10 protein-coding genes and 1 pseudogene are annotated in these 9,374 nt (G+C 71.2%); 4 read left to right on the top strand and 7 right to left on the bottom strand.

Annotated features, from left to right (window positions below; translation table 11 throughout):
• Both WA762_RS20510 and WA762_RS20505 read left to right on the top strand, forming a co-directional pair.
• On the top strand, positions 1-327 hold a 327-nt coding region (locus WA762_RS20510; protein WP_335937368.1), incomplete at its 5' end, for an electron transfer flavoprotein subunit alpha/FixB family protein.
• A gap of 386 nt (positions 328-713) precedes the next feature.
• Complete coding sequence (locus tag WA762_RS20505) at positions 714-1,922, top strand: carboxylate-amine ligase (protein WP_335937367.1); 1,209 nt, start codon at positions 714-716, stop codon at positions 1,920-1,922.
• Between the two features lie 286 nt (positions 1,923-2,208).
• Here the strand turns inward: WA762_RS20505 and WA762_RS20500 are convergent, their stop codons facing one another.
• The 5 genes from WA762_RS20500 to WA762_RS20480 form a co-directional block, all read right to left on the bottom strand.
• Positions 2,209-2,808, bottom strand: a complete 600-nt coding sequence (locus WA762_RS20500) for a DJ-1/PfpI family protein (protein ID WP_335937366.1) — start codon at positions 2,806-2,808, stop codon at positions 2,209-2,211.
• An 18-nt stretch (positions 2,809-2,826) separates the two neighbouring features.
• Positions 2,827-3,198 (bottom strand): DUF3703 domain-containing protein, encoded by a 372-nt coding sequence (locus WA762_RS20495; protein ID WP_335937365.1) that lies wholly within the window; start codon positions 3,196-3,198, stop codon positions 2,827-2,829.
• Positions 3,199-3,402: 204 nt separating this feature from the next.
• Positions 3,403-4,446 carry a cation diffusion facilitator family transporter gene (locus WA762_RS20490; RefSeq protein ID WP_335937378.1) on the bottom strand — a complete coding sequence of 348 codons (1,044 nt, stop codon included), beginning with the start codon at positions 4,444-4,446 and terminating at the stop codon, positions 3,403-3,405.
• Between the two features lie 708 nt (positions 4,447-5,154).
• Positions 5,155-6,336 carry an MFS transporter gene (locus WA762_RS20485; protein WP_335937364.1) on the bottom strand — a complete coding sequence of 394 codons (1,182 nt, stop codon included), beginning with the start codon at positions 6,334-6,336 and terminating at the stop codon, positions 5,155-5,157.
• Positions 6,333-6,671 carry an ArsR/SmtB family transcription factor gene (locus tag WA762_RS20480; protein WP_335937363.1) on the bottom strand — a complete coding sequence of 113 codons (339 nt, stop codon included), beginning with the start codon at positions 6,669-6,671 and terminating at the stop codon, positions 6,333-6,335. Before WA762_RS20480 ends, WA762_RS20485 begins: the two co-directional genes overlap by 4 nt.
• Here WA762_RS20480 and WA762_RS20475 point away from each other — a divergent pair.
• Together WA762_RS20475 and WA762_RS20470 are read left to right on the top strand one after the other, a co-directional pair.
• Entirely contained in the window at positions 6,568-7,230 is a 663-nt protein-coding gene (locus tag WA762_RS20475; RefSeq protein ID WP_335937377.1) for a DUF6537 domain-containing protein, read from the top strand. The genes WA762_RS20480 and WA762_RS20475 overlap by 104 nt on opposite strands.
• A gap of 78 nt (positions 7,231-7,308) precedes the next feature.
• Positions 7,309-7,947, top strand: a pseudogene (locus WA762_RS20470) (acyl-CoA dehydrogenase family protein); the annotation flags it as partial.
• 54 nt (positions 7,948-8,001) lie between these two features.
• Here the strand turns inward: WA762_RS20470 and WA762_RS20465 are convergent.
• Together WA762_RS20465 and WA762_RS20460 are read right to left on the bottom strand one after the other, a co-directional pair.
• Positions 8,002-8,325, bottom strand: coding sequence for a hypothetical protein (locus WA762_RS20465; RefSeq protein WP_335937362.1), 324 nt, complete (start codon positions 8,323-8,325; stop codon positions 8,002-8,004).
• A 193-nt stretch (positions 8,326-8,518) separates the two neighbouring features.
• On the bottom strand, positions 8,519-9,127 hold the full coding sequence (locus WA762_RS20460) for a GNAT family N-acetyltransferase (RefSeq protein ID WP_443080639.1): 609 nt from the start codon (positions 9,125-9,127) through the stop codon (positions 8,519-8,521).
• Between the last annotated feature and the right edge of the window lie 247 nt (positions 9,128-9,374).

Raw genomic sequence — 9,374 nt, 5'->3', positions numbered from 1 at the left:
GCGGAGAACTTCGCGGTGATCGAGGCGCTGGCGGATTCGCTGGGTGCGGCGGTGGGTGCGTCGCGTGCGGCGGTGGACGCGGGCTGGTATCCGCATTCCGCGCAGGTCGGGCAGACGGGCAAGTCGGTGTCGCCGCAGTTGTACATCGCGTCGGGGATCTCGGGGGCGATCCAGCACCGGGCGGGCATGCAGACCTCGAAGACGATCGTCGCGGTGAACAAGGACGCCGAGGCCCCGATCTTCGACCTGGTGGACTACGGGGTCGTGGGCGATCTGTTCCAGGTCCTGCCCCAGCTCACCGAGGAGATCAAGACCCGCAAGGGCTGACACGCCACGGCGCTGCCGTGTCCGTCGTCGGCCGTCCCGGTCCGGGGCCGTGTGGTGACATCCCACCACACGGCCCCGGACCGTTTCCGCCGTTCCGCCGCATGCCCTCGGACGCCGCCGACCGCCTCGATCCCACCGCGTCCCCGCCGCCGGAGTGCGCTCTCCGGCGCCTCTTCCGGCCACGGCCGTCCATGGCGGAAGGCAGCCTGGTCAGCCCGGCCCGAACATGCAACCCTGGCCCGGCCCCACGTTCTCCGACGCACCGTCAGGCACGTGCATCCCCGACGTGACCCGGGTGCGAGGCGGTTTCTCGCCCGGACCGGTCACGACGACACCATCCCTCGTTGCGGGGAAGCGTCTCCCGCCCCGCAGGAACGGAGTCGCACATGGCACACGGTCGCACCAATCAGCCGCACCCGCCCGACTCGCCCGCCCCGGCCGACCCGCTCCGCCCGGTCGCCCCGCCGGAACCACTGGACCGGGGCGACGACGCACCGCTCACCTTCGGCGTCGAGGAGGAGTTCCTCCTGCTGGACCCGGAGACGGGCCACCCCGTTCCCGAGGCCCCCGTCGTCCTGCGCGACGCCGCCCCCGCCGCCGACGGCACGCTGACCGAGGAGATCACCCGGTTCCAACTGGAGGCGGCCACCCCGGTCTGCCGTTCCGCGAGCCAGGCCCATCGGCATCTGGCGGCCGCGCGGCGCGCCCTGGCCGATTCCGCCGCACGGCTCGGGCTGGGTCTCGTCGCGGCGGGCTGCGCCCCGCACGGCGCCCCGGGGGCGCTGCCGCTGACCGACCGGCCCCGCTACCGGCGCATCGACAGCCGGTTCGGCGCCCTGTCGGAGTCCTACACCGTGTGCGGCTGCCACATCCACGTCGGCATGCCCGACCTGCCCACCGCCCTCGCGGTCTCCAACCACCTGCGCCCCCACCTGCCCACCCTGCTCGCGATGAGCGCCAACTCCCCCTTCTACCGGGGGCGGGACACCGGCCACGCCAGCTGGCGCAACGTCCTCTGGTCGCGCCTGCCCTCCGCCGGGCCGCCGCCGCTGTACCGCACCCCCGAGGACTATCACCGTGCCGTCGGCGCGCTGCTGAGCGGCGGCGCCGCCCTCGACCGGGGGATGGTCTACTGGTTCATCCGGCCCGCCCCGCGCCTGCCCACGCTGGAGATCCGGGTCGCCGACGTGGCCGCCACCGCCGAGGAGGCACTGCTGCTGGCCCTCCTCGTACGCGGGCTGGCCGCCACCGCGCTGCGCGCCGTGGCCGAGGGCCGTCCCGCCGCCGAGCCGTCCGACGGGCTGCTGCGTCTCGCGCTGTGGCGGGCCGCCCACGACGGGCTGGAGGGGAACGGTCTGGACCCGGCCACCGGCGCCCCGACACCCGCCCGTGTCCTGCTCGACCGCACGGTGAGGACCGCGCTGCCCGGGCTGGACGCCTCCGGCGACACCGCCGTCGTCGCCGGACTGGTCGACCGGCTGCTCCGCTGCGGCAGCGGCGCCCACCGCCAGCGGGCCGCGCACGCCCGGGACGGCCGGATCAGCGACGTCACCGCCCTGCTCGTCGAGCAGACCCGCACCCCGCTGCCCGCCTGAGGGCTGTCCCGGGCTGCGGGGTTCGGGCGGCGGGCCGCCCGGCCGCCGTGCCGACCGGCGCGGAACCGCGCGGCGACCGGGCGGGCCGGGCCGCGAACCGGGCGGATCGGACTCCACGACAGTGGCGGCGCGCTGGTCGGCCGTGGTCGGCGCCGAGCGGCACGGCGTCACGGTCGTGCGGCGGGTGTCCGGTGGCGGCGCCATGTTCGTGGCAACGCAAGGGCACTACGAGATCGCCGTCCAACTAGGAACTTCAAGCCCCCTCCGAGCGGAGGCGTGCGGGCGCTCAATCGGTCAGACGTGCCAGCAGGGTTGGGTGGTCGGCGAGGGCGGTCCGGAGAAACTGCTGGGTGACGGGCGCGTACGCGCCGGCGGCGGCCGGCGTCCAGTCGATCGGGCCGAACGGCGGCTCGGGGTCGTACTCGATGAACAACTGGATCATGCGCGCGGCCTCGCGACCGGCCAGGCGGTCGACGAGGTGCAGTGCCATGTCGACGCCGGCCGACACTCCTGCGGCGGTGATGACAGGCCCGTCCTCGACCCAGCGCCGGGCGACCGGTGTCGCCCCGAAGCGGGCGAGCAGGTCGCGGTACATCCAGTGCGACGTGGCCTCGCGCCCGTCCAGGAGGCCGGCCGCCGCGAGCAGCATCGAGCCGGTGCACACGGAGCCGACGGCCTGGAACCGCGCTGCGGCGTCGCGCAGCTTCTGCAGCAGACTCTCGTCGGCCATCGCGGCGAGGGTGGGGACGGCGCCGCCGGGCACGATCAGGGCGTACGGGTCGGGCATGTCCTCGAAGGTGTGGCTGGGCACCAGCCGCAGCGGTACGTCGCTGTCCATCGGCTCGACGCGCTCGCCGACCACGACGGTGCGGTATCTCGGAGACAATGCCTTCTGCGGGCCGGCCTACGGCTGCAATGCGACGCCGGCCTCGCGGAGCAGGGCGGCGAGGTCGTCCGGGATCGGCATGGGGGTGTTGATCCCGACCCGGGTACGACCCGTGTTGCCGTCCGGGTACTTCCCGGCCGCGGAACCGGGAGCGGCGACAACCAGGCGCACCAGCTGGCCGAGCATCTCCCACACGTCGCGGTCCTGAAGGGCGAGACGGAACATCACTCCGTGGGTACGGGTATGGGGCCAGGGCCAGGGCTGGGACAGGATGTGAGCCCGCTCCACGGCCCGCCACCGCTGCGCCGTGGGCCCAGAGGCGCGGGCCGCCGCCATCTCGGCGGTGAACGCTTCAAGCAGGGCGGGCGGCATGGGAGAGCGTCGGGACACTGCAGGCCTCCAGTGAACAGTTCAGGATCTCCGGGGTTGAGGAAGGAGCCGGTCGCGGCCTTCCTCGTCTCGCCGTCCTTCTCGGCTTCATCGCCGAGTCGAGCAACGCGCTGGAATCGGCCGGCGGCACCGTTCGCGCGTCCGCGATCACCTGCTCCGGACGTCCCGCTGACGGGGCTTCAGGAGCATCGGGCGGGCTGAGAGTCAGTGCTCGTGCGGTCCGGGACGGTGGACGGGGCCGTGGGGTTCTTCGCAGTGGCCGGCTCCGGCGCCGATGAGTTCGGCGTGCTGGGCGTGGTCGACCTGGAGTGTGCTGTGGGTGATGCCGTAGTCCGAGGCGAGGAGCCGTTCCAGGTTCCGGCGCGCGGTGTGGCAGTCGGCGTCGTCGTCGACCAGGACGTGGGCGGACAGCGCGTTCTGGCCGGAGGTGATCTGCCAGACGTGGAGGTCGTGGATCTCTGCCACCGGCGGCTCGCTGACGAGCCGGTCGCCCAGGGCGTCGGGGTCGATGTGGGCGGGAGACGCCTCCAGGAAGACCCGGCCGGATTCCCGGATGAGGCCGTAGCCGGCCTTGGCCATCAGGACGACGACGACCAGGGTCGCGATGGCGTCTGCCTGGACGAAGCCGGTGAGCACGACGACCAGACCGGAGACCGCGGTGCCGATGAAGGCGAAGAGGTCGTTGAGGATGTGCTGGTAGGCGCCTTCGACGTTGAGCGAGCTGCGGTTCGCCTTGGAGAGGCACACGGCCGCGACGACATTGACGACGATGCCCACCAGCGCGGTCACGAGGACCAGACCGCCCTCGACCTGCGGCGGGTCGATCAGACGCCGGACAGCCTCGTAGGCCAGCCAGGCCCCGAGGAGGAGGAGCGACAGTCCGTTGAGCTGTGCGGAAAGGATCTCGGCGCGCTTGAGACCGTAGGTGAAGGCGCCCTTGGCCGGCCTGGCGGCGAGTCGCATGGCGATCAGGGCGAACACGATCGACGCCGCGTCGGTCAGCATGTGGGCCGCGTCGGAGATGAGCGCCAGGGACTTGGCGGCGATGCCGACGACGACCTCGACGGCCATGAATCCGCCGATGACCGCCAGAGCGAGCGTCAGCCAGCGACGATCGGCGTCCGCTGACACCCCGTGCGAGTGCCCGCCATGCCCGTGCCCGTGGTCATGTCCGTGCGCCCGGTCGCGTCCGTGACCGTGCCCATGTTCGTGCTTGTTTCCGTGGTCGTGTCCGTGTTCGCGCTTCATGCTCACAGCCGGCCCTCCCCGGTGGTAGCGGTGGTGACTCACCAGAGTGAAGCGCATACGACGCATCCATGGCAAAGGCCGCATTGGTGACCGTTGTCATCACCATGAAGAAACGCTCTGACCTGCGAAAATGCCGCCAACGACGGTGCGCGGGACCGGCCCCCTCCGGCCTGTCTCCCCCCGACCCACCCGAACGCGGTTCCATTGCGGTACACACCGGCCGACGGACACCATGCGTCGACCGAGACACCACGAAATCCGTCCGGCGCCGACGAAATCGAGCATCGGAACGCCCGAAGTCGACTGCACGGTTGACCTGTTGACGCATGGTCAAAATGGCCCTGCCAGAGGCACGTTGATCAATTCCGGCACATGACTCGACAACAACCGTGAAACGTCACCGAGTTCATCGGAAAGCACCGCGTCGAACTCGGCTCCGCCGGCATGGGCCGGTATCCGCTGCGAGGGAGAAACAGCGTGACTGCCGATCATCACGGTGTACCCGGAGATGCGATGCGACTCGGCCGTGACGGGGTCCCGTCATCCGGCGAAGGACCGGGGACGGTCGGGCTCCTTCCGGAAGTCACTGGGGCAGAAAAGCCGGGTGGCGCCGGTGGCGCCCAGCCGCACGGGCCGGAGCCGCGCGGGCCGCTCCTGGACGTCACCGAACGCCTCACCCTCCCCGTCACCGCCCGGCAGCGCGGTTCGCTACGGTGTCGCTTCGCACGCGGGGGCAGCGGCCCGGTGCTCGGTCCGTGGGCGGAGCGCGACCATGCCGAGCCATCCGGTGAGCAGAGCCGCGAGTGCCGCAGGGACGATCGCCCACCCGGCGAGGTCGCCCGCGCTGGTTCCGGCCGCGAGCAGGCTGCTTCCCGCTGCGGCTCCGGCGGCGGAGCCGAGGTATGTCGCGGCCATCTGGAACGCGACGATCTGCATGGCCTGCTCGGGCCGGTCGCCGGTGAGCGCCTGTTGCAGGGCGGGCACGCTCGACCACCCGGCCGCACCCCACGAGGCCGCCGCGATGAGCCACGCGACCGGTGACGCGAACAGCCATATCGCGGCGAAGCCGGCCAACAGCACGAGGGGCAGGGCGAGCAGCAACGCGCGGGGCCCGAAAGCGTCCAACGGCCTGCCGACCAGAGCCGAGCCGGTGACGCCGCCGATCCCCCACGCCCACACGAGCGCGAAGCCCCACCCCTGAAGTCCTTGCTCCTCCGCCATCGGCAGCAGGTAGGTGTAGAGCCCGAGACTCGCCACGCCGAGCAGGAACGCCGCCACGACTCCGACGGCCGCCTTCGCTGAGCGCAGCACGCCGAAAACGGGGCCGCGCACGCCGGGCGGCGGCGGAATGGAACGTGCCGTGGCGGCCAGGGCGATCATGCTGAGGATGCCGACGGCGACGACCAGCCCCATCGTCCAACGCCAGTTCAGCCGGTCGCCGATGAACATCCCGATGGGCACCCCGGCGACCGTTCCGGTGGACAGGCCGAAGGTCACCATCGCCATCGCCCGCCCCCGCTCATGGTCGGCGACCATTGCGGCGGCGGTGGCGGTCGCGACCGCGGTCAGCACCCCCGCACCTGCGCCGGCAACCACCCGGGAGGCGAGGAAGACCTCGATCCCGGGCGAGACCACGGTGATGAGGTTGCCCAGATTGAACACCCCCAGCGCGATCAGCAACGCGCCGGCGGTGCCGCCACGCGTGAGCATCCCCGACAGCAGCGGTCCGGCCAGCGCGTAGGCGGCGGTGAAGGCCGTCACCCCGAGGCCCACCACCGCCGCGGTCGTGGTCAGGGAGCCGGCGATCGAGGGCAGCACTCCCGCCAGAACGTAGGCGTCGATCCCCAGCGCGATCGAGGCCGCGACCAGCGGCCCCACCCGGCGGATCACGCGCGCTCCCGTGCGGGGGCGGAGTCCTCGTATCCGCTCAGCACCGTGTCGATCAAGCCCGGGAAGCGGGTATCCAGGTCATCGCGACGCAACCGGATCATGCACTTACGGCCCTCCGCGCGGACGAACACGACCCCTGACTCACGCAGGAGGCTCGTGTGATGCGTCAACGTCGACCGGGGCAGATCGGGACCCAGCTCGACGCTGTCGACCTCACCGCGCTCTGCGAGCATCCGCACCATCGACAGCCTCAGCGGCTCGCTCAACGCGAACAACACCCGAGGGATCGCGATCTCCTCGGTCTCGGGATGCTCGTACACCCGTGGCGGCGACATCTCTGAACCACCTCTCATCATTCGAGAATTCTCGCACGATGATAGTGCGAGAATTCTCGAACGATCAAGTCGGCCGATTCACGCCTGCTTCAACGCGGCAGCGACGGCGAACACACCGCCACGGCCGACAACCGGGACGTCGCGGTGTCTCACGCACCGAGCTCTTCGACCGGGGAGACGGCAGCGGTTCCTGAAACTCGTCGTCCAGCTCCGACACCGGCTCCGGCAGAGGCGCAAGATCCGTCTACGGCGCACCGCTCCGCTCGCCTTCCGGGCCCTGCGCGCTCTGCGCGGGGTGCGAGGGACGTCGTTCGACGTGTTCGGCTACGCCCACGTCCGCCGCGAGGAGCGCGCCTTGATCCAGGAGTACCCGCGGCTGGTCCGCGCCGCTCTGACGCGTCTCACCCCGGACAACGCCACCGAGGTCGAGGAACTGGTCCGGCTCGTCGACGGCATCCGCGGCTACGAGGACATCAAGCTGGCCCGCCTCGCCGACTTCCGCGATCAGGCGCGCAGCGCTCTCGACGCCCTGGAATCCGCCCCCGCCAACGCGTCCTGACCACCGGCCGCAGCCGTCCTGAAGGAGAACCGCCATGCCCGTCGAACGCCTGCTGCCCACACGGGAAGCCGAGGAGCTGCTCGCTCGCGCCCGGGTCATCGCCGACGCAGCAACGGCATCTCCTGCTTCTTCGCTCCCGGCCGGGTCGACGGCCTCAGCTTCGGCAAGCCCGAGAAGAAGATGGGCCTGCACGCCATTCCGACCACCGCGGCCTTCTGGGACGATGCGCTGATCGATACCGGCCGGCTCATCGGCGAGGAGGGCCAGGGCCTGCAGATCGCCTTCAGCGCGCTGGACTCCGGACGGCTCGGCATCGCCGCCTGCGCCACCGGCCTGGCCCAGTGCGCCCTCGATGCCGCGGTCGCGTACGCGCAGGAACGGACCGCCTTCGGCCGAAAGATCATCGACCATCAGGGACTGGGGTTCCTGCTGGCCGACATGGCCGCCGCCGTCGACTCGGCACGGGCCACCTATCTCGACGCCGCCCGTCGCCGCGACGCGGGTCTCTCGTACAGCCGGCAGGCCAGCGTCGCCAAACTGATCGCCACTGACGCCGCGATGAAGGTCACCACGGACGCCGTCCAGGTCCTGGGCGGTTGCGGATACGCCCAAGACCGCCCCGTCGAGCGCTACATGCGCGAAGCGAAGATCATGCAGATCTTCGAGGGCACCAATCAGATCCAGCGTCTCGTCATCAGCCGTCGACTGGCCGGCTGACCGGCGAACCCAACTGGCGGGTCGGGCAGGACGGGGAGTCGCCGGCCGGAAGAGCTACTGATCGCTGCCCGGGAGTTCGAGGAGGTACTTGACGAAGTTCTCGTAGGCATCGGGCTTGCTGTGGTTGGATTCGAGCCGCTTTTCCTCCGGCTTGGCGACCCAGGTCAGCGTTGCCTTGGGACGGGGCACGGACCTGGCCTCTTCGAAGAACGGCACGAGTTCGGGCCGGACGCGACCGGCGTCGTCGTCCAGGAACTCTTCCGACCGCTCGGCCGGGACGCAGTTCCCGCATACTCCGCGCAGGTGGCGCCGGGCCTCCCGGCCGCAGCGTTCGCGGTGGAACTCGCCCGAGCCGCCCGCGCCGGACGGCCACGACAAGGCGGCGTGCCCCCGCGGGCGCGGGGTCACGCCGCCTTGTCAGGTCCTGAAGCTGCCCGGCCGCCACAGCTTCACCGCCTCCACCCCCACCGACGGCGGCTTGCGCCCGCTCTGTGACCCGGACGCGCCCGTGCTCGACGAGGACGACGAGACAGCCCGAGCCACGGCCCCCGCCGGTCGGATTCTCAGGCTCTCAGCGGGGGTCCCTGCGCATGCACCACGTGCGGGGACCATGGTCGGGGAGCTGGACATCGGCGGTGACCTTGAAGCCGAGGCGCTCGTAGAACCGCACGTTCGCCTCGCTGGAGGTCTCCAGGAACGCCGGACACCCGGCGCGCTCGGCCTCCTGGATGCCAGGAATCAGTACGGCGCTGCCGAGGCCCTTCCCCTGGGCCTCGGGGGCGGTGGCCACGGTCTCCAGGAACCATCCCGGCTCCTTGGGCCGGTACGGGGCCATGGCCGCGTCCGCAGTCTCAGAAACGGCGGCCCGGTCGCCGCTGAGTTCGCCGAGGATCGGCCCGAGTTCGGCGAAGGCGGGCGAGGGATCCTGGCCGGGAACGGCCCAGACGGCCACGGCGCGGCCTTCGTCGGCGACCCAGACGCGGCCGTACACCATGCCGATACGGGTCAGACACAGCTCCTGGTAACGCCGGATCCGCTCCTCATGACCATCCGCCGCGATCACGTGTCGTGTGTAGGGGTAGTCGGCGAAGGCCCGAGCGAGAGTATCGACCGCAGCGGGTACATCGGCGTCGGTGATGGAACGTACGGAAGGAGCGTTCTGGCGCGATGACATGTTCATCAAACCATCTTCACAGCACGCTACTGCGCCGCAACGCATTTGATCGGGCGCCTGTGCCCTGCACAACTGCCGACCCCGAGCGGCGATGGCTTTCCGGCCCGGTGCCCCGCCGCCACACCTGTCGGCAAACGATGGCGAGCCGGCACACCGCTCCGGCCAGGCTTCAAGAGGCTAGCCACACCCAGCACCCCTGGGTGACCCAACCCTACGAATGGCTCGATCAACCCGATCAAGAAGGTAGAGCCGC

Origin of the sequence: Streptomyces tyrfis (assembly GCF_037034285.1) — a bacterium.
Lineage (GTDB): Bacteria > Actinomycetota > Actinomycetes > Streptomycetales > Streptomycetaceae > Streptomyces.
Note: the sequence above shows the minus strand (reverse complement) of the source record. Positions and strands in the feature narration are given on the sequence as shown.

Bases quoted from the DNA above. Each gene is read 5' to 3' on its own strand.
- WA762_RS20490 (WP_335937378.1), bottom strand. From the start codon at position 4,446: ATGAAGCGCGAACACGGACACGACCACGGAAACAAGCACGAACATGGG.
- WA762_RS20460 (WP_443080639.1), bottom strand. From the start codon at position 9,127: ATGAACATGTCATCGCGCCAGAACGCTCCTTCCGTACGTTCCATCACC.
- WA762_RS20480 (WP_335937363.1), bottom strand. From the start codon at position 6,671: ATGTCGCCGCCACGGGTGTACGAGCATCCCGAGACCGAGGAGATCGCG.
- WA762_RS20505 (WP_335937367.1), top strand. From the start codon at position 714: ATGGCACACGGTCGCACCAATCAGCCGCACCCGCCCGACTCGCCCGCC.